This is a genomic window from Nioella aestuarii (genome assembly GCF_050896395.1).
GTDB lineage: Bacteria > Pseudomonadota > Alphaproteobacteria > Rhodobacterales > Rhodobacteraceae > Nioella > Nioella aestuarii.
The window spans coordinates 33,181-56,173 of the sequence record NZ_JBPBBA010000028.1 but is presented as its reverse complement, the minus strand read 5'-3'; the positions used below and the strand labels follow the sequence as shown (position 1 = coordinate 56,173).

The following is a 22,993-nucleotide window of genomic DNA, read 5'->3' as shown; positions in this document are numbered from 1 at the left end:
GTCTTGCCGTGGTCAACGTGACCGATCGTGCCGATGTTACAATGCGGCTTGCCGCGCTCAAACTTTTCCTTTGCCATTGCTCAGGCGCCTCATGCTAGGGGGGGCCGCCCGGCCCCGGTTCATCATCGCGCGCTCGTTACTGAGGCGCGGGGGAAAAATCAAGGGTGAGTTGGGGATTTCCCGCTACTCTGCCGCTTCTTCCGGCAGCTCGACGGGTTGTTCCACCGCTTCTACCTGTGCTGCAAGCGTCGCTTGTGCTTCGGCAGCCTCTTCTTCATCGATCGAGAACCATTCCGGATGGGTCAACATCCAAAGCTGGATGCGCCGTGCGGCGTTACGCGCGAGGATCTGCATCTGCTCTTCCCGCGACCGCGCCAGTCCCGATCCGATCAGCATCGTCTCTGCTGCGGCCCCTTCGAAAATCGTCAGCTGTTCGGGGTCATCATGCAGCTTGGCCTGCAATTCATCGTCCCAAACATTGGCGCTTACCACGAGGATGGACCGCGGTTGCAACACCACGGGGATACCCGGAGGTGCAAGCGCATAGGCGTCTACATGGATGGCGATGTGATAAAGCCTGTCGCCTTCGTAGCCGCCAAAGCGGCGGTCGATCTCGGCGGTCAGAACTTCGATCCATTCCTCGCCCGTCGCCTGCCGGGAAGGCGGCACCTGCTGCATGTTGTCAGCGACGACGATATTATAGGCGAGCCGGAAATCCCCCATATCGGGCAGTTCTTCTTCCAGCGGGTCAGTCGCAGCGCAGGCCCCGAGAATCAGGACCAGCCCCAAAAGGGCGAAACGGGACAGGGCGCGCATGGGCTCCTCCTAAATGGCAGCCTGTTCGGGATAGCGCAGCCGGACCGGACACGCAATCAACCCGGTCAAGCCGCCGGAATTTCGGCGAAAAACCGTGGCCGAGTTGCATAGCCGGATGTCAGGTGAACCGGTTGTTCCGTGGGAAGCCGCGCGGCGCCATGCGCCCGGTGCCTGCCCGTTTGCCTTCCCATTCCGCAAGGTCCGTTTCGGTGCGGGTACGACCGGCGGGGTCTTTCCAGCTGAGACCCTCGGCCCGGTTGAAACAACGTGCATCCGACAGGCCGCCATCTTTGTATTTTTGCAGGCGAACGCCCTTGCCACGGCCCATTTCAGGCAGTTCAGCCAGCGGGAAAACCAGCACCTTTCGGTTCTCGCCCACGCAGGCAACATAGTCTTCGCTATCCTGCACGCGGGTACAAACGGCGGCGCGCACGGGCGCTTTCACGTTCAGAACCTGCTTGCCGGACCGGGTCTGGGCCAGAACATCAGCTTCGGGCACCACGAACCCGTCACCGGCTGAGGATGCTACCAGCAGTTTCGCGCCGGGCTTGTGAATGATCAGGTCGACAATCTCGACCTCATTGGGCAGGTCAACCATCAGGCGCACAGGTTCGCCCATACCGCGCCCGCCGGGCAGATTCGCAGCCGCAATGGTGTAGAATCGGCCGTTATTGCCAAAGACCAGCAACTTGTCGGTGGTTTCCGCATGCATCAGGAAGCGGCCCTCGTCGCCGTCCTTGTATTTGAACTCTCCGTCCAGGGCGACATGACCTTTCATCGCCCGCACCCAACCCATCTTGGACAGGACCACGGTGATCGGCTCTCGTTCAATCATCGCTTCAAGCGGCACCTCTTCGATCACGCCGGCCTCGGCGAAATCAGTGCGGCGTTTGCCGAACTCGGTCCCCTTGCCAAACTGCTTGCGCATCTCACGCAGTTCATCGCCGATGCGGCCCCATTGCAGCTCATCGCGCGCCAAAAGGTCGTCGAGCTCGGCACGTTCTTCCATCAGGGCGGCCTGCTCTTTCAGCAGCTCCATCTCCTCCAGCCGCCGCAAGGACCGCAGGCGCATGTTCAGGATCGCCTCGGCCTGAACTTCTGTCAGTTCACCTTCACCCGGGGCGGGGCTGACATAGTCGGCCTCAGACGTTGCGCGCACATGTGCCCTGCCCCATTCCTCGCGCATCAGCGCTGCCTTGGGGTCGTCGTCATATCGGATGATGTCGATGACCCGGTCGAGGTTGAGGAAGGTGATAATAAAGCCTTCCAGAACCTCTAGCCGGTGGTCGATCTTCTCCATCCGGTGGGTGGAGCGGCGGATCAGAACCTCGCGCCGGTGATCGAGGAAAGCGCGCAGCACTTCCTTCAGGCTGCACACCTTGGGCGTGCGCCCGTCGATCAGCACGTTCATATTCAGACTAAACCGGATCTCCAGATCCGAGCTGCGGAACAGCGTGCCCATAAGAATTTCGGGGTCCACGTTCTTGGACCGGGGTTCCAGCACAATACGGATATCATCGGCCGATTCATCGCGCACGTCGGCCAGAATCGGCACCTTCTTGGTCTGGATCAGTTCCGCGATCTTCTCGATCAGCTTCGATTTCTGAACCTGATAGGGAATTTCAGTCACAACAACCTGCCAGGTGCCCCGGCCCAGATCCTCGGTTTCCCACTTGGCCCGCAGCCGGAAGGCACCCCGGCCCGTGCGGTAGGTTTCGGCCATGCTTTCCTTTGGCTCGACGATCACGCCGCCGGTCGGGAAATCCGGTCCCTGAATGTAGTTCAGCAAGGTCTCATCACGCGCGTCGGGTGTCTTGATCAGGTGCAGGCACGCTGTGATCAGTTCATCGACGTTATGGGGCGGAATGTTGGTGGCCATCCCCACGGCAATCCCGCTTGACCCGTTGGCCAGAAGGTTGGGCAGCGCAGCTGGCAGAACCTCGGGTTCCTGAAGGGTGCCGTCATAATTGTCGCGGAAATCAACGGCGTTCTCGTTCAGCCCTTCCAGCAGCACCTCGGCCACGGCAGTCATCCGCGCCTCTGTGTACCGGCTGGCAGCCGGGTTATCGCCGTCGATATTGCCAAAGTTCCCCTGCCCGTCGACCAGCGGATAACGGATGGTGAAATCCTGCGCCAGGCGCGCCATCGCGTCATAGATCGCGGCGTCGCCATGGGGGTGATAGTTCCCCATCACATCGCCGGAGATCTTGGCCGACTTGCGGAACCCCCCGTTGGAGGCCAGCCGCAGTTCCCGCATCGCAAAAAGGATGCGCCGATGCACAGGCTTCAACCCATCACGCGCGTCGGGCAAGGCCCGGTGCATGATGGTCGACAGCGCATATTGCAGATAGCGCGAGCCAATGGCACGGCTCAGCGGTTCGGTGATTTCGCGGTTGTCGTCTGACATATTCTGCTCGTTCATTTGGTATCTGTGATACGTCAAACCACGAGGGGTGGTAAAGCAGGATATATCCCTGCACTTGTACTAAGCGCACGCCCGCCCTACCCCTTTGCTAACACAGGCTACAGGAAATCCCCATGACCCGCAGCATTCTGATCACCGGTTGTTCCTCCGGCATCGGCTATCATTGTGCCCATGCCCTGCACGCGCGCGGCTGGCACGTGCTGGCCACTTGCCGCAAGCCAGAGGACGCCGAGCGCCTGCGCGGCGAAGGGTTGACCTGCGGAGTGCTGGACCTTGCCGATACCGACAGTATAGCAGCCGGTCTGAACTGGGCACTGGATCAGACTGGCGGCACCCTTGACGCATTGTTCAATAATGGCGCGTTCGGCCTGCCCGGCGCGGTCGAGGATCTCCCCACCGACGGGCTTCGTGAGATTTTTGAGACCAATTTCTTCGGGTGGCATGAACTCACCCGCCGCGTGATTCCCGTCATGCGCGCCCAGGGGCATGGGCGGATCGTGCAGAACAGCTCGGTCCTTGGCTTCATCACCTACAAGTGGCGCGCGGCCTATGTCTCGACCAAGTTCGCGCTGGAAGGGTTGACTGACACGATGCGACTGGAACTGCGTGGATCGGGCATTCACGTATCACTGATCGAACCCGGCCCCGTCACATCGAAGATCCGCGAAAACGCCCGCGGCCATTTCGAACGCTGGATCGACTGGGAAAACTCGGCCCTGTCTGATCTCTATCGCGACACGCTGCTAAAACGTCTCTATGAAGACAAAGATAAACCCGACGCGTTCGAGTTGCCCCCCGATGCCGTGGCAAAGAAGCTGATTCACGCCATCGAGGCTGGTCGCCCACGCCCGCGATACTATGTAACGGTTCCAACCTATTTCATGGGGACGATGAAACGGCTATTGCCGACACGCGCTCTCGACTGGTTGATCGAAAAGGGCTGACCCCCGGAAAGGACCGCTATGGTAGATACCCTTACCATCATTGCCCTGATCGTCACGGTCGGGGTTGCCATCATCCTGATGTTCGGGATCGGCACCTATACACGCGGCGGAGAGTTCAACCGCAGAAATGCAAACAAAATCATGCGCTGGCGACTGGCGGTGCAGTTCGTTGCGGTCATCCTGATCGCTCTGGTGGTCTATCTGCGCGGAAACGGTGGCTGAGACATGGTTGTTCTGAACAAGATTTACACCCGCACCGGCGACGCCGGGCAAACCGCATTGGGCAACGGCGCAAGGGTCGACAAGCACTCTGCCCGCGTCACGGCATACGGCACGGTGGATGAGCTGAACGCAACACTCGGGCTGGCGAGGCTGCACACCGAAGGAGCAATGGACGCGCAACTGGCAATGATCCAGAACGATCTTTTCGATCTGGGCGCTGATCTCTGCCGCCCTGACATGGAAAAGGATGCCGATGCCGAATATCCGCCCCTGCGGATGATTTCCGCACAGGTAGACCGGCTGGAGGCCGAGATCGACGCGATGAACGACCGGCTGGATCCGCTGCGGAGCTTCATCCTACCCGGTGGTTCGGCTGCCGCAGCGCATCTGCACCTGTGCCGGACCGTCGCCCGCCGGGCCGAACGGTTGGCGGTGGAGTTGTCCACTATGGAAACGGTCAACCCCGCGGCGGTGAAATACCTTAACCGCCTGTCCGACTGGTTCTTCGTCGCGGCCCGCATCTGCAATGATGACGGCCGCGCTGATGTTCTTTGGGTGCCGGGGGCAAACCGCTAAGCGCGCGGCACCACAGGCACCCACACGGCGACCTTGCCCGGCTTGGCCGGATCGAAATCGGCATCATAAAGCTCGAATTCGGGGCCGTCTTTCAGATCGTATTCGGCAACCGGGGCCCATTTGGCAAAGATTGCGTCCCAGGTTCGGGCAATCGTTGAGATATGTCCCTCATGGGCAAAAACCGCGTAGGTGCCACCCGGAATGGTCAGCCGTTCGAGCCCTTCTGACGCCTCGCCCGGAAACGCAACGCTATAGGTGAACTCACCCGTGTCACTAAAGTCCGAGCAGACGCCGTAGGTTGGGCCACCGATCATGGCGTCATGCCATTCCGACACGGTGTCATCCCACAGCGCGGGTATGCGTGTCCGGGTTTTCATGTCGAACCGGTCAGACCTCCCGACAAGGGAAATCGGATCGATGGTCCGGATTTCGGGCACCTGGGTTTCGGATTGGTCGGGTTGGGTCATCTCTATGGCTTCCTGCAAGGTGATCCTGCTCAGATCGTCCGGCCCCCTGATCGAAGACGGGGCCAATCCGAAACAGGAACGGAACGCGCGGGAAAACCCCTCGACGCTGTCATAGCCTGCGTCAAAAGCCGCATTGGTCACGCTTTCACCAGCAGCCCGCGCGATTGCCGCCTGGCTTAACCGCCGCCGCCTGACATAGGTGCCAAGCGGAAGACCGGTGCGCAGCGAAAAAGCCCGTGTGAGGTGAAACCTGCTGACCCCGACAGCTTCGGCAAGACGGGTCAAATCCGTGCCTCGGGACAGGTCGGTTTCCACCTGCCACAAGGTGCGGGCAATCAGGTCAATTGGGGTGTGCATCCGTTTCATGGTCTCAGGATACCGGGTCACCCGGCACCGTGCCTGACCGATCTTGCGCTTTGCAACAGTTACTAGTTGGGCCTGTCGCAGACCGGAACCCAGATCTCGAACACCATACCCTCGGGCCCATTGCGCGGGTCTTCGGGATAGCGCTCGAAGATCGCGCCGCGGCGCTGCGTATAGCGCGACTGTGGCAACCATTCGGCGATGATCCAGTCAAAGCAAAGCTGCACATCATCGAGCGTGCCGAAATCCTGCACGACCGCATAGTCGCCTTCCGGCAACCGCGCCAGGCTAGTGCCTTTGGGCAGCTCCGAAGGCACCGGATCGACCTCGACCGTGACCCCGTATTTGAACTTGCCAAGCCCGTCCGCCGCGAAAGACACGCCATACATGGCTCCGGGAACGTAGTTGGGGATGACCAGCGGCGCCTCGTAGAAGGTGCGCCAGAGATCGGGCATCTCGTCCAGCGTGGCCATCGAATAGTCGCGGACGAAACCGAGCGTGTGGGTTTCCGGGAAAGCCTTGATCTGAGGCTCTGCCATGGATGCTGTCATTCGCTATCTCCTGTCGGGGCGGGTTCCCACAATTCGATCGGCGTGCCTTCGGGGTCGCGCAAATGAGCGAAACGGCCGATCCCCTCCATCTCTTGTCGATTGTAGACGTCAATACCGGCAGATTCCAGTTGCGTCACCATCGCGTCGAGATCGACGACCCGGAAGTTCAGCATGAAACGCTGGGCGGCTGCGAAATAGTCAGTGTCCTCTGCGAAAGGTGCAAAGACCGTCACACCGGCGTCGCTGACCCAGGGCACCATCTCCATATCAGTTGGGGCGATGTTGATCCCCAGATGGTCCCTGTACCACCGCCCAAGTGCCTCCGGATCTTTTGCGCGGAAGAAAAATCCGCCGATTCCCTGAACTTTCTCCATCTTAATCTGTTCCTTTTACGCATTCACCCCGGCGCAAAACACGGCGCCGATCCGACACATAGGCACTCAATAAGGAAAAAACGCGGCGTCCAATCGGTCGAACGCGTCGATTTTGACCTGTCATCACGCGATTCGAAGCGGTAACAACCGCATGATAGCATGACTTACCCGCGGCCTGCGCCTCGGGGGCCATAACAGGAGAGACGTGGAAATGAAGGTTCTTGTGCCTGTCAAACGCGTGATCGACTACAACGTGAAGGTCCGTGTGAAGGCGGATGGCAGCGGTGTTGATCTTGCGAATGTGAAGATGTCGATGAACCCGTTCGACGAGATTGCCGTGGAAGAGGCGATCCGTTTGAAGGAAGCGGGCAAGGCAGACGAGGTTGTCGCCGTCTCGATCGGCGTGAAGCAAAGCCAGGAAACCCTGCGCACGGCGCTGGCCATGGGTGCGGATCGCGCGATCCTGGTCGTGGCCGCCGATGACGTACACACCGATATCGAGCCTCTGGCGGTTGCCAAGATCCTCAAGGCCGTTGTGGACGAGGAACAGCCCGGTCTGGTGCTCTGCGGCAAGCAGGCCATCGACAATGACATGAACGCCACCGGCCAGATGCTGTCGGCTCTGCTTGGCTGGTCCCAGGGCACCTTCGCCTCCGAGGTCGATATCGATGGCGACAGCGCCAAGATCACCCGCGAGGTGGATGGCGGCCTTCAGACCATCAACGTGAAGATGCCTGCCATCATCACCGTCGACCTGCGCCTGAACGAGCCCCGCTATGCGAGCTTGCCGAACATCATGAAGGCCAAGAAAAAGCCGCTGGATGAGAAGACCGCCGCCGACTACGGCGTCGACGTCACCCCGCGTCTGGAGATTGTCTCGACGACGGAACCCGAGGCCCGCAAGGCCGGTGAGATTGTGGGCTCGGTAGACGAGCTTGTTGCGAAACTCAAAGAAGCGGGGGCTGTGTAATGGCTGTTCTTCTCCTTGCTGAAGTGACCGACGGCGAACTGGCGCTGGACGCCACCGCAAAGGCCGTGTCCGCGGCGTCGTCGCTTGGCGAAGTGACCGTTCTGGCCGCTGGCGCCTCTGCCGCCGCTGCCGGTGAGGCCGCCGCCAAGATCGCTGGTGTCTCCAAAGTGTTGGTGGCAGAGGATGCGTCTCTCGGCCACCGCCTGGCGGAACCGACCGCGGCGCTGATCGTGTCGCTGTCCGGCGATTACGAACACATCGTGGCACCGGCCACCACCGACGCCAAGAACGTGCTGCCCCGCGTGGCTGCACTGCTCGACGTCATGGTTATCTCGGATGCGTCCGGTGTGGTCGATGGCTCCACCTTTGAACGTCCGATCTACGCGGGCAACGCGATCCAGACCGTGAAGTCCTCGGACGCCAAGAAGGTCATTTCCTTCCGGACCTCCACCTTCGACGCGGCTGGCGAACAAGCTGCTGCGCCGGTGGAAACCATCTCGGCCGCTGAAAACCCGGGCCTGTCTGAATGGGTCGAGGACAAGGTTGCCGCGTCCGATCGCCCCGAACTGACCTCGGCCGGCATCGTCGTGTCGGGTGGCCGTGGCGTTGGGTCGGAAGACGACTTCAAGATCATCGAAGCGCTGGCCGACAAGCTCGGCGCCGCCGTGGGTGCCTCCCGCGCTGCGGTCGACTCGGGCTATGCCCCGAACGACTGGCAGGTGGGCCAGACCGGTAAGGTGGTTGCCCCCGATCTCTACGTCGCTGTGGGCATCTCGGGCGCGATCCAGCACCTCGCGGGCATGAAGGATTCGAAGATCATCGTCGCGATCAACAAGGACGAAGAGGCCCCGATCTTCCAGGTCGCCGATTACGGCCTGGTCGCGGACCTCTTTACCGCTGTGCCGGAACTCACCGAAAAACTCGGTTGATCCGCACAGGGAACGCACACAGAAAGGCCCGCCCGACCCGGCGGGCCTTTTTCTTTTTCATGCCATCGCACCTGCCAGCATCGCGGCCACCCGGTCGTGATCTTCCGGCCCCGGCATCAGCCGTGCGGCGGCTTCTTCACCGCGCCCATAGAACATCCCCCGCGCCGCCGGGGCCCGCGCATCCTGCGCAAGAATGCAGATCGAGACACTGGCCGCCTTCGGTTCCAGCTCTGCCAGCATCTCGGCATCAACGAAGAGCGGATCGTACCCCAACCCCGCCTCATCCGCGGGGTCATCCCCCGGCGCGCGGTGCGACAGCCACAGCAAATGAACCGGCACCCCGATCCGGTCGAGCAGCGTTGCCATCCGTGCCCGCCAGGCGGCGCGCAGTTCCTCTACCACGATCATGAACCGATCCTCTGAGCGAAGCCGCAGCGCGGTCAGCATATGGCGCGTGAAATGGAACTCGGTAAAATCCACCTCTCGGTAGATCGTGCGCATCATGGTCGAGGCTTTGACGAAGCGGTCATTTCGCCTTGGATGCACGCTGAAGAAGCGGTTCGACAGATTGGCAGCGCCGGGCACCTGCAAGACAACGGCACCGGCGCGCGATTGCGCGTTACGAAGTGCCGGGTCGTGCAACAACAGGTCTATCCCGGCATTCATCGCGCCCATGTTCAACACCGATCGTCCAAGGCGCCTGGCCAGCAGGTCTGGAAAAGGGTCGGGGCAAAACTTTCCAAACGTCTCCGATCCGCCCAGACACAGGACATACCCCTTGCCCGGCTTGGTCTTTGGCCCCCGAAAGGTCATCGGCGACCCGTCATAGCGGCATGGTTCGTAGTCTAGGGGTCCGTGCCCCACCTTTGCGTAACTCATGGCTTGCTCCACCCATGTTTTCGACTCACCCGGACCCAATTTGCGCCGTGGCGGTTTCCAAATGGCTAAACCGAAAACTTGTGGTGATTTTTCGCACAATCCGCCGCGGCGTTTGACCTTGTCTGCCCCTACTCCCCGCGCCTATTGTGCGGGCGAAACACCGAGGACAGAGGTACGGGACATGGACATTCAGAAGATCGGCATCGTCGGCGCAGGGCAGATGGGCAACGGTATCGCCCATGTTTGCGCACTGGCCGGTTACAACGTTGTTATGAATGACGTTTCTCAGGATAGCCTAGACAAGGCTATGGCTTTGATCGACCGAAATATCGAACGCCAGGTCAGCCGCGGAAAGGCCACGGCCGAAGAAAAAGCCGCCGCGCTTGGCCGCATCTCGACGACACTCAGGCTGACGGATCTGGGTTCGTCTGATCTGATCATCGAGGCCGCGACGGAACGAGAGACCGTCAAGCAGGCGATTTTCGAAGATCTTCTGCCCCATCTGAAGCCCGAAACGATCCTGACCTCGAACACTTCGTCGATCTCGATCACCCGTCTGGCCAGCCGCACAGACCGGCCCGAAAAATTCATGGGGTTCCACTTCATGAACCCGGTTCCGGTGATGCAACTGGTCGAACTGATCCGCGGCATCGCCACCGACGAGGAAACCTTTGCCGCCTGCAAAGCCGTGGTCGACCGCCTTGGAAAAACCGCCGCGACGGCAGAAGACTTCCCCGCCTTCATCGTCAACCGCATCCTCATGCCGATGATCAACGAGGCGGTCTATACACTCTACGAAGGGGTCGGCAACGTAAAGTCCATCGACGAGTCGATGAAGCTGGGGGCCAACCACCCGATGGGGCCGCTGGAACTGGCGGATTTCATCGGTCTGGACACCTGCCTTGCGATCATGAACGTGCTGCATGACGGGCTGGCCGATACCAAATACCGCCCCTGCCCGCTGCTGACGAAATATGTCGAGGCGGGTTGGCTCGGCCGCAAGACGCAGCGCGGTTTCTATGACTATCGCGGAGAAGTTGCGGTTCCGACCCGCTGATAGGGGTCAGAATGCCCGGTCGGGATCGGCCTTTAGCCCAAGCGTATGTTCCCGCAGCTGCGCCATGAACTGACGCGGGTTCTGGATCCGGTCGTTCCACTGGTCAGGTGTGATCGCATGGCCGATGATCGGCGCCTGCGGCTTGTCAAAGCTTTTCACCACCTCGTGCAGCAACAGCCCTTGCCGAACGACCGGTGAAACCCGGTTGGCAATCTGGTAGGCGCGGGAATTGGTGCCCTGGAAGAAGCACGGTACAATCGTCGCGCCGGACCGGCGGATCATCTTGGCGGTAAAGACGTTCCATTCCTGCTCGATCACCGGACCGAAGGCGGTGGCGGAGGTCGCGACAACTCCCGATGGAAACAGCGCAATCAGCCCGCGGTTGGACAGATGCTCCATCGCTTGGGCCCGCATACGGATCATTTCCTGCTGCGCGTCGGGCTGGTGCGGGAAGGGCACCGCGATCATGTAGCTCGCGGCACTTTCGTCGATTCCGGTCAGAAGCGAACGGGTAAGAATGCGATAGTCATCACGACGGCGGCCAATGAGGTCGGCCAGAATCATCCCATCGACCAGCCCATGCGGGTGATTGGCCACGAAGACAACCGGTCCATCGGAGGGAATGCGATCCAGCTGCGCCTGCGGCGTTTGCAGGTCGATCCCCATCACTTTCATGGTCGCGGGCCAAAAGGCCTGCCCCACCGGCGCCCCCATCCGTTCGAACTGGCGCACCCGCCGAACGATGGTCAACTTCCCTGTCATCCACTCAATCGCGCGGATCACGGTCGAACGAAATGGCGAATCGAAAGAGGTTGCATAGGTCAGGCTGCGCCGGTCATAAACCGGTTGCTGCTGGCCCTCGCCGGGCCGGGCCTGTGGCCCTGCATTTGTCGTCGTGACGTCGGTCAACGGTTCTCTATCCCCGATTCCATCCCGGATGTACGGGCTTACATCCCTTCTCCGAACTTGTCAGCAACAAGCGCGGCAAGGGCGTCCATCAGCTGTTCCGCCTCTGGCCCGCTCGTTTCCACCTCAATAGTGGTTCCTTGGGATGCTGCCAACATCAAAAGCCCCATGATCGAGTCCCCGGCGGCGCTCAGCCCATCTTTATAGGCGGTTGCCGAGGCGTCGAACTGCTCGACAGTTTCCACAAACTTCGCCGAAGCGCGGGCGTGGAGCCCTTTGACGTTCACGATATCCAGCTTGCGCTTTGTCGAGTTGGTCATTCGGGGGCTCCGTCAAAACTGTTGATATAGCGACGTCCGGCTTCGGCGGCGCGTGCCACGGCATCTTCGACCGGCAGGTTACGGGATTTCGCCAGCTTCACCAGCATCGGCAGGTTCACCCCGGTCAGGATCTTGCGATTGGACGGGCGGCAGGCGCGCAGCGACAGGTTAGAGGGCGATCCGCCAAACATATCCGTCACCACAACCACGCCATCGCCAGCATCCACCGCATCTGCGGCGTCGCAGATTTCACGCTGGCGGCGTGCGCGGTCGTCTTCCGCACCGATGGAAATTGCCAGCATTCCGGACTGGCGGCCCACCACATGCTCAACCGCATTCTGAAGCTCTCGCGCCAGACCCCCATGTGCAACAATCACGATGCCGATCAAACTCTGCTTCCTTGGCACTTACGGCGCGCGGGTCACGGCCCGGCGTTCAATCTCCCTGTGCCTCTTTGACACCTGCCAGCCTTCTTGCGCAAGATGTGTGGCCAGTTTTTCGGTGACGGCAACCGACCGGTGTTGCCCTCCGGTACATCCGAAAGCCACGGTCAGATGCGCTTTACCCTCTTCCTGATAGGCCGGCAGCAGGGTTTCGACCAGTTTCGTGACCTGCGTCAGGAACGGCCCGAAGCGGGCATCATCGGCGATATAGTTCACCACAGCCGCATCGCGCCCGTCCAGGCTGCGCAGATCCGCATTCCAGTATGGGTTGCGCAGGAACCGACAGTCGAAAACCAGATCCGCACCCGTCGGCAGCCCGCGCTTGTAGCTGAAGGATTGGACCGACAGCGCCAGTTTCTGCTGTCCCCCCGGTGCGAACCATCGCTGCACCTCGGCGCGCAATTCATGTGGGGTCATCTCGGACGTGTCGATCAGAATGCCCCCGCGCGCCCGGACCGGGGCCAGCAGGTCCTGTTCCAGCTCAATTCCCAGGATGGGTCGGTCCTCCGGCGCCAGCGGATGGCGGCGGCGGGTCTCGGAATAACGCCGCACCAGTACATCGGTGGAGCAATCCAGATAAACCAGATCGGCCAGCACCTTGGGATCTGCGGCAAGCCGGTCCACCGCCGCAATCAGCGCCTGTGCACTATAGTCACGGTTTCGCGGATCGGTGCCAAGCACAAGCGGACGCGTCGGCGGCGGCCCGTCCAGCAGGCGCGGCAGCAGGCTGAGCGGCAGGTTGTCGATGGCCTCGAACCCCAGATCTTCCAGCGCCCGGATTGCGGTCGACCGCCCCGCGCCCGAGGGGCCCGAGACGAACACCACCCGTTCGGTTTCTTCTGCGGTTGTTTGGTCTTCGTGATCCATCGCCGGCTACTCCGCGCGTCTGTGTTTCAGATATTGGCAGATCGCAGCGGCAAGAAAAGGGTGATCCTTGCCAAGGATCAAGGGCACAAGGCCACCCGGCGCGGTGGCCACCCGTCGCGGTGGCAGACGGTCAGGTTCTGCCCGGCCCAGATCGACGATCAGCGACAGGGGTGCGCTGTCCAGCGGGTCGGCGTGCAGCAAACCCAGCCCCCGAGCTTCGATAAGGCGGGGCGCGTCTGTCGGGCGTTCAACCCGGCCCTCATCTGTCAGATATGCCCCATCATCGGACACCAAGGCCGCGCCAAGGGCCATAAGCTCAAGCGCCAGCCTTGTTTTACCACTGCCCGAAGGGCCAAGCGCCAGCAGGCCATGCCCGCCAAGACATATTGCCGTGCCACGACAAAAGACGCGCCCATCCAGCGCGCGCGGGCCGCTGTATTGGGACAGAAGAGAGATGTCGTCAGTGCTGCCCAAAGCCCTAGAGCGGCAGGCCGACCACGAACCGCGCGCCCAGCGGGTCCGAAGTGATGTCAGCCTCGGTCGGGCGGATGTTTTCAGCCCAGATCACGCCGCCATGCGCCTCGACAATTTGCTTGGAAATCGCCAGCCCAAGGCCCGAGTGGTCGCCAAATTGCTGGACGGGCCGTTCCGAATAGAAACGGTTAAAGACCTTGGTAAGCGCCTCTTCCGGAATGCCCGGGCCGGTATCTTCGACCACCACCAGCACCCGATTTTCACGCTTGCGGGCCCAGACCCTCACAGCATCTCCTGCTTCGCAGAAGGAAATCGCGTTGGTGATGAGGTTAACGAAGACCTGCGCCAGCCTGCCCTCCAGCCCGTGCAGCATAACCGGCTCACCCGGCAGATCAGAGATAAACTCGATATCGTGGCTCTGTGCCTCTTCGGCATGATACTGCGTCAGGTTCGACAGCATATGGATCAGGTCGAAATCGTCCGCCTCTTCCTTCACCAACTCGGAATCGAGCCGCGAGGCATTGGAGATGTCCGAAACCAGCCGGTCCAGACGCCGCACATCGTGGTCGATCACATGGAGAAGTCGTGTACGCTGATCATCGGTACGGGCCAGTCGCAAGGTGCCGACAGCGGATCTAAGCGACGCAAGCGGGTTTTTCACCTCATGCGCCACGTCGGCCGCAAACTGTTCATTGCCGTCGATCCGGTCATAAAGCGCCGCCACCATGCCGCGGAGCGCAGCAGAGAGGCGGCCGATCTCGTCAGGACGCCCGGTCAGGTCGGGGATCCGAACGCGCGTCGGGCTCATCTTGCGGGCGTTCTTGTCGCGGCCAAGTTCAGCAGCGGCGGACAAGTCCGACAGCGGGTTTGCGATGGTCGAAGCCAGCACCAGCGAGAGACCGATAGAGACCAGCAACGCCACGAAGAACATTTGCAGGATCTGTTCGCGTTCGGCGCGGACTAGCTGTTCGATTTCACCGGCAGCGGTTGCCAGCGCCACAACGCCAACCACACCCGATGGGCCCTCGATCGGCGAGGCTGCGAGGAAGATCGCCCCGGCCATGCCGTTGCCGCCGTGCAATACGGTTTCGCCAGCCAGCGCATCCGCCACCAATGCGCGCGCCTGATCCTCTGCCGGTTCAGCGGTGGCTGGGCCGTCTGTGGGCGCCAGAACCCCGGCGATACCGTCCCAGACAGTGTTCAGAAAATCGGTGATGACCAGCGACCGACCCGGATCTTCTTCCGCGCCGGATACCGGAGTTGGCGCTTCGGTTGTGACATCCCCGGTCGAGGCAACGAGCGTTTCGTTCGGGGCAAATACGTAGACGTCAACGCCATCCGACAAGCCGATGCGGCTGAGAACGTCTGCTGGATCGATGCCATCTCCGGTCAGCAGGTTTGCCGGTGCGGTGCGTGGCAGGCTGGCTTCGAAAATCTCGGCCACCAGTTGCGCCTCGACCGCCAGCGCCTGTTCGCGCTGATAGACTAGGCTGTCGCGGAACGGGTTCAGGAAAAGGACCCCGGCAACCAGAACCACAAGAGCCAACAGATTGAAGAGGATGATCTTGCGCGCCAAAGGCGAACGGTTGAGCGACATCAGACCACGCCGAGCCCGCGCATCGCGCAATTCGACCTCGACCGCCCCGGCGGGGCGGTCCCAGTCTTCCCCCAGCACGATCTGCGATTCCGCAGGTTCGCGCTGTTGGGTCGGTCCGATGTCGGAAGCCAGAGTCATTTAGTCTTCGTTATACCTGTAGCCGATACCGTAAAGCGTTTCGATGGCCGAGAAATCCGAATCCACCTCGCGCATCTTCTTGCGAAGGCGCTTGATGTGACTGTCGATGGTCCGGTCGTCCACATAGACCTGTTCGTCATAGGCCACGTCCATCAGCTGGTCACGGCTTTTCACGAAACCCGGCCGCTGTGCCAGGGCCTGCAACAGCAGAAACTCGGTAACCGTCAGCGACACGTCCTTGCCATGCCAGGTCACTGCGTGGCGCAGCGGATCCATTGTCAGCGGTCCCCGAACCATCACCTGGCTTTCTTCCGGCGTACCACCCGCGTCAGAGGCAATCGCCTCCTGCCGGCGGAGGATAGAGCGGATACGTTCTACCAACAGGCGCTGCGAAAACGGCTTGCGCACGTAATCGTCCGCGCCCATCCGCAGGCCCATCAGTTCGTCAATCTCATCATCTTTGGAGGTGAGAAAGATCACCGGAACCGCGCTTTTCTGGCGCAGGCGCTGCAACAGATCCATGCCGTCCATGCGCGGCATCTTGATGTCCAGCACGGCCAATTCCGGCATCCGGCGCGTAAACGCATCCAGTGCCGACTGCCCGTCATTGTAAGTTTCTACTTCAAATCCTTCCGCTTCCAGAGTCATGGAAACGGAGGTCAGGATATTCCTATCGTCATCGACGAGTGCGATCCTCGACATGTTACTATGTCCTTATTGTGCCCGATTTGCCTTGTTTTTTTCTCATTCTCCTACATTTCGGACTTTAGAATCAATCTCTAAGTTGCATTCATGCGCAACTGGTGTGGCCGATTTCCTACCATCCGCCCCTTAAGGCAGCGCTAACGGCCCGAAAAAAGGTGAGTTTGGTTGCGCTAACTGTGCGATTGCGTCCTGTTCCTTGCTGAAAACGCCATGTTATATGGCCCTTATCGCAGCGGCCCTTCCGACCGCGACCCCATGATGTTTCACCCAAGGCGCCGGGCAGAAACGGCGCAGGAGCTTGCATAATGACAACAGGACGCGTGAACCCAGACCAGACACTGGACGCTCAGGGCATCTCGGATCTCGGTTCGGTTCACTATAACCTGCTCGAACCCGCGCTGATTGAAGCGGCCCTTCGCAGAGATGAAGGCACGCTTGGTCAGGGTGGCACTTTCCTGGTCACCACCGGCAAGTACACCGGTCGTTCGCCAAAGGACAAACACGTTGTCCGCAGCGCCGCGACCGAAGACACGATTTGGTGGGAAAACAACGCCGCGATGGAGCCCGAGGCTTTCGACCGCCTCTATGACGACATGTTGGCGCATATGAAAGGGGGCGAGTATTTCGTGCAGGACCTGTTCGGCGGCGCCGACCCCGAACACCGGCTGGACGTGCGTGTCGTGACCGAGCTGGCCTGGCATGGTCTGTTCATCCGCCACTTGCTGCGTCGCCCCGCTGCGGAAGAGCTCGACAGCTTCGTGCCCGAGTTCACCATCATCAACTGCCCGAGCTTCCAGGCCGATCCGGCAAAGCACGGCTGCCGGACCGAGACTGTCATCGCGCTTAACTTCGAGCGCAAGCTGATCCTGATCGGTGGCACAGAATATGCGGGTGAGAACAAGAAGTCGGTCTTTACCCTTCTGAACTACATCCTGCCCGGCAAGAACGTGATGGCGATGCATTGCTCGGCCAACCATGCCGTGGACAATCCCGATGACGCCGCCGTTTTCTTCGGCCTGTCGGGCACCGGCAAGACCACCCTTTCCGCCGACCCTTCGCGAGTATTGATCGGTGATGACGAGCATGGCTGGTCCGACAAGGGCATCTTCAATTTCGAAGGCGGCTGCTACGCAAAGACGATCAATCTGCGCGAAGAGGCCGAGCCGGAAATCTACGCCACCACGAAAAAATTCGGCACCGTGATCGAGAACATGGTCTTCGATCCCGAAACCCGCGAGCTCGACTTCGACGATGACAGCCTTACAGCGAACATGCGTTGCGCCTACCCGCTGGAATACATCTCCAACGCCTCGGCCAGCGCACTTGGCGGGCATCCCAAGAATATCATCATGCTGACCTGCGATGCCTTCGGGGTTCTTCCTCCGATCGCTCGCCTTACCCCAGCGCAGGCCATGTATCACTTCCTCTCTGGCTTCACCTCCAAGGTCGCCGGGACCGAACGCGGCGTGACCGAGCCCGAGCCCACCTTCTCGACCTGCTTTGGCGCCCCCTTCATGCCGCGCCGCCCCGAGGTTTACGGCAACCTGCTGCGCGAAAAGATCGCTCAGCATGGTGCGACCTGCTGGCTGGTCAATACCGGCTGGACCGGCGGCGCCTACGGCACCGGCAGCCGCATGCCGATCCGCGCCACCCGTGCGCTTCTGACGGCTGCTCTGGATGGGTCGCTCAACGAAGGCGAGTTCCGCAAGGATGCGAATTTCGGCTTTGACGTGCCCGTATCCTGCCCCGGCGTGGCGGAAGTTCTGCTCGATCCGCGCCGCACCTGGGACAACAAGGATGCTTATGATGCGCAGGCGCAGAAGCTGGTGAACATGTTCGCCGAGAACTTTGCGCAATACGTGCCGTTCATCGACGATGATGTGAAGGCCGCAGCGATCAGCTGATCCTTACGCGCAGCCAAGGCCCTTCGAAGGGCCTTGGTCCAAGGGCCTTCAAGGCCCTTCCACGCGGTTTCGAAACCGCGTTTCCCAAGCCGCTTCGAAGCGGCTTCCCCCGCGTTCAGTCCAACGGGGCGTGCAGTCTCGTTCCTGGCACGATGATACCGCCGCGATTGCCAATTTCGATGGTGCCGTACCGCTCGGCAAAACATTCCGGAAGTTCCCGATCCCCCGGTAACGACAGCCACAACCGCAGCAAATGTCGCCGCCTGTCCGCCTCTGCCCAATCCTGAAACCCTGTCCGGTCGTGCAACTGCGCGTGGTTGTAGACGAACTGCATATCCCCCGGTTCCAGCCGCATTCTGAAATTCAGCTCCGGGTCATTGGCCAGCGCATCGAACAGATCAAGCGCCTCCACATGCGCAGACGTCAGGCGCATCGCTCCGTCAAACCGCTGCGCGCTGTCGATATACTGGCGCTGGTAGAACACCGTTAGCTTGCCCTTGTGCCAGTTCAAAGGCGGGATCTCCATCCAGGGCTTCATGCCCTCAGGCACTTCGCCCCTGCGGTCTGTGGCAATCGGATCAAAGAGCAACGCCAGGAGATCGGGCCGCTCTTTGCGAATCCTGTTGTAAATCGTCTCGGCACTGACCAGCAGGCTATCTCCCCCCTCCTTGGCATTGCGCAGACAGATCAGCCCAACCACATCCGCACTATCCGTATGAAAGGTCTGCCGCGCCGCAGTCTGGTAGATCCGCGTGTTGGGGTCGTTTGGATCTGCCCCGACATTGCGCACATGGCCCAAAACATGCCCCGCCGCATTTTGCGATCGGGCAGATCCGATATGCGCGCCGATTCCGCAAAAAACCGTTGCTGCCATGCGCTGATCATATCGCTCAACCGGCAGTCCCCGGATCACCTCGACGCCGTTTCCGCTGCGCATCTTTTCCTGTAGCGCCGCCAGATGCCCGGCGAATCGCTCCAATGGAAATGCCTTCGCGGTGATCTGTCCCAGGTCTTTCCCGGTCGCCAGGAAAGCTTCCGCTGCCTGCTCCAGTTCCTGCACATCCTCACGCGACAGCGTGACCAGCCACCGCTCTGGATGGGCTGCCATCTCGGCCCCAACCCAGGCCCCCGGCCCGTCAATCCGCTCCGGTAGATCGTTCAAATCAATCGCCATACGTCGCCCTCCCAGGGCAGGAGGTCACACGAAAAATGCCCGCCGCACAAGGTTCAGCCCCGCCACCAGCAACACCACCAGCGTCGCACGCAAGAACTGATCCCGGTTCAGCCGGTCCTGCATCCGAAACCCCAGCCACATTCCTGCAAACGCAGGCAGCAACATCAGAACCGAAAATGGGATCGTATCGGCGTTCAACACGCCAGAACGCAGATGCGCTCCAAACAGGAGCACATTGCCAAGCGAGAACATCAGGCCCTGAACCCGAACCTGTTCCACCTTCTCGGTATCGAGAGAAATGAGGTAAGCCACCGTCGGCGGCCCGAACACTGCGGAAAAGCCGCCCAGAATCCCGGCCATCATCCCGAACAAAACCGTGGCCAACCCGCGGCGATGCGCAGGTACGCGCATGGGTATGCCCATCAGCTGCAACAGCGAGTAGATCACCACCGGCACACCGATAATGGCGAAGAAGGCCCAAAGCGGCACCGCCAACACCACCTGCGCGCTCAGCGCCATGACGACCAGCCCGATGGTGATGAAGGGCCAATGCGCGCGCGCCGAGTGCAGGGCGGGTCCCACCCCCTGCCGCAACGCCTGCCAAGCATTCGTTAGAGCCGCTGGCAAGATCAGCGCCGCCAAAGCCACTTGCGGCGGCAGGATTGCGCTCAGCCCCGAGATCATGATCAGGGGCAGCGCGAACCCAACCGTGCCTTTCACGAAGCCACCAAACATCGTGATCGCCATGGCCGCCAGCAGGACGGTCAAAGGCAGAGTGTCTATCACGTCCCCCATTCGGGTCCTCTCATCTCGGTTTGCCTTTCCTCTACCGCAGCCGACCCGCTCGTGCACCTGCAATCCCACCCTGCGAAACCGCACAGATCACCGTTCATCCTGATCCGGGCTTCTCGGACGGGTCGCAGCGATACGAGGTAAAGCCAGTCCTTGTCTGCACGGGGGGAGCACGGGGGGGTATGCATGGCGCCCACCTCAGCCGCACATCGACGCGACATAAATTGTCGCCAGCGAGATCATTTTCGAATTAATCTTGCGCTGCACTTGCGAAGGCAATAATACTGCGCCTGCAAGAAAGACCGGAGAGATTCCATGCCGCATGACGGAGCGCCCATGCCCACAGATTCGCCCAAGGCCATTCTGCTGCCTGACCTTTTGACACTCACCGGTGCGGCCATTGCCCCAGTCGACTCCCTGCTGGAAACCGCCACTGCTCGGGTGCGCGAGTTGGTCAGCGTCGAGGGGCGTGTTTCCGCCGCAAAACTTGAGGAAAATCAGGTCGCTGCCCATGGTCTGGCATGGCTTGCCACCTACGCGGAGGCGCTGCGCCAGATGCAGGCTTGGGCTGAGCGGCTCACCGCGGATGGCAAGTTCGGAGAAACCGAAGCGCTGCTGCACCAGATCGCGTTCGGCGAGTATCTCTGGCAGATCTACGGCGGCATCCCGATGAGCCAGGGTGAAATTCTGCGCCTGCAAGATATCGGGTTTAGCCAGGACGACCAGCGCGCCCTGATGACACCCGAAATCATGACCCTCACCCAATCCGGAAACACGCAAGGAGCACGCACGAAACTCGTTGAAATCATGCAGAAAATTGCAGGTTCCAACGGTGTCGGCGCCACCGGTTTGGACGACGAATTGGAAATGATCCGCGACCAGTTCTCGCGCTATGCCCGCGAACGCGTGGAACCCAATGCCCATGACTGGCACCTCAAGGATGAACTTATCCCGATGGAGATCATCGAGGAGCTCGCTGAAATGGGTGTTTTCGGCCTGACTATCCCCGAGGAATACGGCGGCTTCGGCTTGTCGAAAGCCTCCATGGTGGTGGTCTCGGAAGAGCTGTCCCGTGGCTATATCGGCGTCGGATCCCTAGGCACGCGGTCGGAAATCGCGGCGGAACTCATCATCTGCGGTGGTACGGAAGAGCAGAAAAATCAATGGCTCCCCAAGATCGCAAGCGGAGAGATCCTGCCCACGGCGGTCTTTACCGAACCCAATACAGGCTCTGACCTAGGCAGCCTGCGCACCCGCGCGGTCAAAACCGATGATGGCTGGGAAGTGACTGGAAACAAGACCTGGATTACCCACGCCGCGCGCACCCATGTGATGACGCTGCTGGCCCGAACCGACCCCGACACGACCGACCACCGGGGCCTGTCCATGTTCCTTGCCGAAAAGACCCCCGGCACCGACGAAAACCCGTTCCCGACCCCCGGCATGACCGGTGGCGAGATCGAGGTGCTTGGCTATCGCGGCATGAAGGAGTACGAGCTCGGCTTCGACGGCTTCAAGGTGAAGGAGGAGAACCTTCTGGGCGGCGAAATCGGTCAGGGCTTCAAGCAGTTGATGCAAACCTTCGAGTCCGCCCGCATCCAGACCGCCGCTCGTGCCATTGGCGTGGCGCAGGCCGCTTTGGATGTGGCGATGCAATACGCGCAGGACCGCAAGCAGTTCGGCAAATCGCTGATCAACTTCCCCCGTGTCTCTGGCAAGCTGGCCATGATGGCGGTGGAAATCATGATCGCCCGGCAGCTAACCTACTACTCTGCATGGCAAAAAGACCACGACAAACGCTGCGACCTCGAGGCCGGGATGGCCAAGCTGCTTGGTGCCCGCGTGGCATGGGCCGCCGCTGATAACGGTCTACAGATTCACGGCGGCAATGGCTTTGCGCTGGAATACAAGATTTCCCGCATCCTGTGTGACGCGCGTATCCTCAACATCTTCGAGGGTGCCGCTGAAATTCAGGCGCAAGTGATTGCGCGCAGGCTTTTGGGCTGATCCTCACCCGATCGGTTCAAAGACGGCCCGTCCTCACCCGGCGGGCCGTTTCCTATTCCGGCTGACAGATCTCACCCGCCGTGATCGCCTTCATTGTCCGCAACACCAGCCCTGCGATAATCACCACGAGAGCCGCCAAGAGCACTGTGCCGATCATCTTGTGCACCGCAGAGCCTGCCGCGCCCGCATGTACGAAACTGGCAATGGTAACGGCAGCAAAAGGGAAGCTCAGCGCCCAGAAAGACAAGGCAAACGGCAGGCGGATGATGCGCGGCAATTGCATAGCCACCAACAACGTAAAGAAGTAGGCCGCATTCAAAAGGATCAGCGCGAAAGGCCCGATATCCCCCGTCATCCGAACCCAGGCCACGAAGGCCACGGCGGGCGGCGCGATCAGGATCACCAGCGTCGGCTGCAACCGCCCAGGCAGCGGAACGTGAAAAACCAGCCGGTTGATCACCAGCGTCAGCAGCACGATCCAGAAGATCAGCCCCACCGACATGAAATACCAGCTCAGATCGACGTACCCCAACTGGCTGCCCGCAATCGGCACGATCACATTGCCAACGGCAGGGATGAACCAAGCAGGCGACAACTGTCCATGCAGGAAAGCCCGCGTGCCGATCCAGCCCGACACCACGGCAAGCGTCAGCACCGCCTGCAATGCCGCCCCCGCGAGCCACAGCGTCTCGGCCAGACCATCAAATCGCCCGACCGAAGCAGTTGCCAGAAGCAGAAGAGAGATTGAGATTGCAGGAAAAAAGGCCAGTTTCACCGGGTGGTTCCATTCGGCGCGAACCGACGCGCCGTGCCGCATCGCCTTGGCCGCATAGAACAGGGCGATCACGATGAACACCACGACCGTTGCATAAAAGGATATGTCGGAAGCCAGCGACGACAGACCATAGGCGACCTCGCTCGCGTGCAGCGCCAGGGTCAGGCCGGACAGCCCCATGACGATGGCGAAGAAAGTGACGTGGAAGTGCTCCAACCGGGTGGCGGAGGGCGCGGCGTCGGACATGTGTCGGCTCCTGCGGTCAAAATTGTCTGCGTCAATTACATTGCAGCCATGGTTCAGGCATTGACCCAAGTC

General features: G+C 60.8%; 24 protein-coding genes and 1 pseudogene. 8 read left to right on the top strand and 17 right to left on the bottom strand.

What is annotated here, in order from left to right; all coding sequences use genetic code 11:
• From ACROHD_RS15200 to ACROHD_RS15190, 3 genes and pseudogenes are all read right to left on the bottom strand, one after another.
• Positions 1 to 77: pseudogene (locus ACROHD_RS15200) on the bottom strand (GTP-binding protein); the annotation flags it as partial.
• A 106-nt stretch (positions 78 to 183) separates the two neighbouring features.
• Complete coding sequence (locus ACROHD_RS15195; protein ID WP_432679047.1) at positions 184 to 816, bottom strand: hypothetical protein; 633 nt, start codon at positions 814 to 816, stop codon at positions 184 to 186.
• 118 nt (positions 817 to 934) lie between these two features.
• Positions 935 to 3,223, bottom strand: a complete 2,289-nt coding sequence (locus ACROHD_RS15190) for a DNA topoisomerase IV subunit A (RefSeq protein WP_432679046.1) — start codon at positions 3,221 to 3,223, stop codon at positions 935 to 937.
• A gap of 131 nt (positions 3,224 to 3,354) precedes the next feature.
• Here ACROHD_RS15190 and ACROHD_RS15185 point away from each other — a divergent pair, with 131 nt between their 5' ends.
• The 3 genes from ACROHD_RS15185 to ACROHD_RS15175 are packed head-to-tail and all read left to right on the top strand — an operon-like array spanning position 3,355 to position 4,983.
• Positions 3,355 to 4,185 (top strand): SDR family oxidoreductase, encoded by an 831-nt coding sequence (locus ACROHD_RS15185; protein WP_432679044.1) that lies wholly within the window; start codon positions 3,355 to 3,357, stop codon positions 4,183 to 4,185.
• 18 nt (positions 4,186 to 4,203) lie between these two features.
• The gene (locus tag ACROHD_RS15180; protein ID WP_432679043.1) at positions 4,204 to 4,407 is read left to right on the top strand and encodes a twin transmembrane helix small protein; all 204 of its coding nucleotides are present in this window, start codon (positions 4,204 to 4,206) and stop codon (positions 4,405 to 4,407) included.
• A 3-nt stretch (positions 4,408 to 4,410) separates the two neighbouring features.
• Positions 4,411 to 4,983, top strand: coding sequence for a cob(I)yrinic acid a,c-diamide adenosyltransferase (locus tag ACROHD_RS15175; protein WP_432679042.1), 573 nt, complete (start codon positions 4,411 to 4,413; stop codon positions 4,981 to 4,983).
• On the opposite strand, the gene ACROHD_RS15170 is transcribed toward ACROHD_RS15175, so the two are convergent.
• From ACROHD_RS15170 to ACROHD_RS15160, 3 genes are read right to left on the bottom strand one after another with little or no spacing between them, the layout of a single operon-like run.
• The gene (locus ACROHD_RS15170; protein WP_432679041.1) at positions 4,980 to 5,837 is read right to left on the bottom strand and encodes an AraC family transcriptional regulator; all 858 of its coding nucleotides are present in this window, start codon (positions 5,835 to 5,837) and stop codon (positions 4,980 to 4,982) included. The genes ACROHD_RS15175 and ACROHD_RS15170 overlap by 4 nt on opposite strands.
• Positions 5,838 to 5,878: 41 nt before the next feature.
• Entirely contained in the window at positions 5,879 to 6,364 is a 486-nt protein-coding gene (locus tag ACROHD_RS15165; protein ID WP_432679040.1) for a GyrI-like domain-containing protein, read from the bottom strand.
• Positions 6,361 to 6,738, bottom strand: a complete 378-nt coding sequence (locus ACROHD_RS15160; protein WP_432679039.1) for a VOC family protein — start codon at positions 6,736 to 6,738, stop codon at positions 6,361 to 6,363. Before ACROHD_RS15160 ends, ACROHD_RS15165 begins: the two co-directional genes overlap by 4 nt.
• A 211-nt stretch (positions 6,739 to 6,949) precedes the next feature.
• On the opposite strand from ACROHD_RS15160, the gene ACROHD_RS15155 reads away from it, so the two are divergent.
• Both ACROHD_RS15155 and ACROHD_RS15150 read left to right on the top strand, forming a co-directional pair.
• Positions 6,950 to 7,708, top strand: a complete 759-nt coding sequence (locus ACROHD_RS15155) for an electron transfer flavoprotein subunit beta/FixA family protein (RefSeq protein WP_432679037.1) — start codon at positions 6,950 to 6,952, stop codon at positions 7,706 to 7,708.
• Positions 7,708 to 8,637 carry an electron transfer flavoprotein subunit alpha/FixB family protein gene (locus tag ACROHD_RS15150; protein ID WP_432679036.1) on the top strand — a complete coding sequence of 310 codons (930 nt, stop codon included), beginning with the start codon at positions 7,708 to 7,710 and terminating at the stop codon, positions 8,635 to 8,637. Before ACROHD_RS15155 ends, ACROHD_RS15150 begins: the two co-directional genes overlap by 1 nt.
• A gap of 57 nt (positions 8,638 to 8,694) precedes the next feature.
• Here the strand turns inward: ACROHD_RS15150 and ACROHD_RS15145 are convergent, their stop codons facing one another.
• A complete protein-coding gene (locus tag ACROHD_RS15145; RefSeq protein ID WP_432679034.1) occupies positions 8,695 to 9,516 on the bottom strand; it encodes a DUF6473 family protein in 822 nt (273 codons plus the stop codon).
• 181 nt (positions 9,517 to 9,697) lie between these two features.
• Between ACROHD_RS15145 and ACROHD_RS15140 the strand changes: the two genes are divergently transcribed.
• Entirely contained in the window at positions 9,698 to 10,573 is an 876-nt protein-coding gene (locus ACROHD_RS15140; protein WP_432679032.1) for a 3-hydroxybutyryl-CoA dehydrogenase, read from the top strand.
• A gap of 6 nt (positions 10,574 to 10,579) precedes the next feature.
• Here ACROHD_RS15140 and ACROHD_RS15135 read toward each other — a convergent pair whose 3' ends face one another.
• The 7 genes from ACROHD_RS15135 to ACROHD_RS15105 are packed head-to-tail and all read right to left on the bottom strand — an operon-like array spanning position 10,580 to position 16,020.
• Entirely contained in the window at positions 10,580 to 11,482 is a 903-nt protein-coding gene (locus ACROHD_RS15135; protein WP_432679030.1) for a lysophospholipid acyltransferase family protein, read from the bottom strand.
• Between the two features lie 38 nt (positions 11,483 to 11,520).
• Entirely contained in the window at positions 11,521 to 11,799 is a 279-nt protein-coding gene (locus ACROHD_RS15130) for an HPr family phosphocarrier protein (protein WP_432679029.1), read from the bottom strand.
• Positions 11,796 to 12,188, bottom strand: coding sequence for a PTS sugar transporter subunit IIA (locus ACROHD_RS15125; protein ID WP_432679027.1), 393 nt, complete (start codon positions 12,186 to 12,188; stop codon positions 11,796 to 11,798). Before ACROHD_RS15125 ends, ACROHD_RS15130 begins: the two co-directional genes overlap by 4 nt.
• Positions 12,189 to 12,206: 18 nt before the next feature.
• Positions 12,207 to 13,109: an RNase adapter RapZ gene (rapZ, locus tag ACROHD_RS15120; RefSeq protein WP_432679026.1), complete on the bottom strand. Its 903-nt coding sequence runs from the start codon at positions 13,107 to 13,109 to the stop codon at positions 12,207 to 12,209.
• Between the two features lie 6 nt (positions 13,110 to 13,115).
• Complete coding sequence (locus tag ACROHD_RS15115) at positions 13,116 to 13,583, bottom strand: HPr kinase/phosphorylase (protein ID WP_432679025.1); 468 nt, start codon at positions 13,581 to 13,583, stop codon at positions 13,116 to 13,118.
• 4 nt (positions 13,584 to 13,587) lie between these two features.
• A complete protein-coding gene (locus ACROHD_RS15110) occupies positions 13,588 to 15,318 on the bottom strand; it encodes a sensor N-terminal transmembrane domain-containing protein (RefSeq protein ID WP_432679024.1) in 1,731 nt (576 codons plus the stop codon).
• Positions 15,319 to 16,020 carry a response regulator gene (locus ACROHD_RS15105; protein WP_420397027.1) on the bottom strand — a complete coding sequence of 234 codons (702 nt, stop codon included), beginning with the start codon at positions 16,018 to 16,020 and terminating at the stop codon, positions 15,319 to 15,321. It lies immediately after the preceding gene.
• A gap of 308 nt (positions 16,021 to 16,328) precedes the next feature.
• Between ACROHD_RS15105 and ACROHD_RS15100 the strand changes: the two genes are divergently transcribed.
• Positions 16,329 to 17,927: a phosphoenolpyruvate carboxykinase gene (locus tag ACROHD_RS15100; RefSeq protein WP_432679023.1), complete on the top strand. Its 1,599-nt coding sequence runs from the start codon at positions 16,329 to 16,331 to the stop codon at positions 17,925 to 17,927.
• A 115-nt stretch (positions 17,928 to 18,042) separates the two neighbouring features.
• Here the strand turns inward: ACROHD_RS15100 and ACROHD_RS15095 are convergent, their stop codons facing one another.
• A complete protein-coding gene (locus tag ACROHD_RS15095) occupies positions 18,043 to 19,101 on the bottom strand; it encodes a TauD/TfdA family dioxygenase (protein ID WP_432679021.1) in 1,059 nt (352 codons plus the stop codon).
• A gap of 24 nt (positions 19,102 to 19,125) precedes the next feature.
• On the bottom strand, positions 19,126 to 19,896 hold the full coding sequence (locus ACROHD_RS15090) for a sulfite exporter TauE/SafE family protein (RefSeq protein WP_432679019.1): 771 nt from the start codon (positions 19,894 to 19,896) through the stop codon (positions 19,126 to 19,128).
• A gap of 312 nt (positions 19,897 to 20,208) precedes the next feature.
• On the opposite strand from ACROHD_RS15090, the gene ACROHD_RS15085 reads away from it, so the two are divergent.
• Positions 20,209 to 21,900, top strand: coding sequence for an acyl-CoA dehydrogenase family protein (locus ACROHD_RS15085; RefSeq protein ID WP_432679018.1), 1,692 nt, complete (start codon positions 20,209 to 20,211; stop codon positions 21,898 to 21,900).
• 52 nt (positions 21,901 to 21,952) lie between these two features.
• Here ACROHD_RS15085 and ACROHD_RS15080 read toward each other — a convergent pair whose 3' ends face one another.
• Positions 21,953 to 22,921 carry an SLAC1 anion channel family protein gene (locus tag ACROHD_RS15080; protein WP_432679017.1) on the bottom strand — a complete coding sequence of 323 codons (969 nt, stop codon included), beginning with the start codon at positions 22,919 to 22,921 and terminating at the stop codon, positions 21,953 to 21,955.
• Between the last annotated feature and the right edge of the window lie 72 nt (positions 22,922 to 22,993).

Coding starts and splice junctions, on each gene's coding strand:
- ACROHD_RS15140 (WP_432679032.1), top strand. CDS start 9,698: ATGGACATTCAGAAGATCGGCATCGTCGGCGCAGGGCAGATGGGCAAC.
- ACROHD_RS15150 (WP_432679036.1), top strand. CDS start 7,708: ATGGCTGTTCTTCTCCTTGCTGAAGTGACCGACGGCGAACTGGCGCTG.
- ACROHD_RS15185 (WP_432679044.1), top strand. CDS start 3,355: ATGACCCGCAGCATTCTGATCACCGGTTGTTCCTCCGGCATCGGCTAT.
- rapZ (WP_432679026.1), bottom strand. CDS start 13,109: ATGGATCACGAAGACCAAACAACCGCAGAAGAAACCGAACGGGTGGTG.
- ACROHD_RS15095 (WP_432679021.1), bottom strand. CDS start 19,101: ATGGCGATTGATTTGAACGATCTACCGGAGCGGATTGACGGGCCGGGG.
- ACROHD_RS15100 (WP_432679023.1), top strand. CDS start 16,329: ATGACAACAGGACGCGTGAACCCAGACCAGACACTGGACGCTCAGGGC.
- ACROHD_RS15195 (WP_432679047.1), bottom strand. CDS start 816: ATGCGCGCCCTGTCCCGTTTCGCCCTTTTGGGGCTGGTCCTGATTCTC.
- ACROHD_RS15160 (WP_432679039.1), bottom strand. CDS start 6,738: ATGGAGAAAGTTCAGGGAATCGGCGGATTTTTCTTCCGCGCAAAAGAT.
- ACROHD_RS15105 (WP_420397027.1), bottom strand. CDS start 16,020: ATGTCGAGGATCGCACTCGTCGATGACGATAGGAATATCCTGACCTCC.
- ACROHD_RS15145 (WP_432679034.1), bottom strand. CDS start 9,516: ATGAGTTACGCAAAGGTGGGGCACGGACCCCTAGACTACGAACCATGC.
- ACROHD_RS15175 (WP_432679042.1), top strand. CDS start 4,411: ATGGTTGTTCTGAACAAGATTTACACCCGCACCGGCGACGCCGGGCAA.
- ACROHD_RS15130 (WP_432679029.1), bottom strand. CDS start 11,799: ATGACCAACTCGACAAAGCGCAAGCTGGATATCGTGAACGTCAAAGGG.
- ACROHD_RS15080 (WP_432679017.1), bottom strand. CDS start 22,921: ATGTCCGACGCCGCGCCCTCCGCCACCCGGTTGGAGCACTTCCACGTC.
- ACROHD_RS15180 (WP_432679043.1), top strand. CDS start 4,204: ATGGTAGATACCCTTACCATCATTGCCCTGATCGTCACGGTCGGGGTT.
- ACROHD_RS15190 (WP_432679046.1), bottom strand. CDS start 3,223: ATGTCAGACGACAACCGCGAAATCACCGAACCGCTGAGCCGTGCCATT.
- ACROHD_RS15165 (WP_432679040.1), bottom strand. CDS start 6,364: ATGACAGCATCCATGGCAGAGCCTCAGATCAAGGCTTTCCCGGAAACC.
- ACROHD_RS15110 (WP_432679024.1), bottom strand. CDS start 15,318: ATGACTCTGGCTTCCGACATCGGACCGACCCAACAGCGCGAACCTGCG.
- ACROHD_RS15085 (WP_432679018.1), top strand. CDS start 20,209: ATGCCGCATGACGGAGCGCCCATGCCCACAGATTCGCCCAAGGCCATT.
- ACROHD_RS15090 (WP_432679019.1), bottom strand. CDS start 19,896: ATGGGGGACGTGATAGACACTCTGCCTTTGACCGTCCTGCTGGCGGCC.
- ACROHD_RS15155 (WP_432679037.1), top strand. CDS start 6,950: ATGAAGGTTCTTGTGCCTGTCAAACGCGTGATCGACTACAACGTGAAG.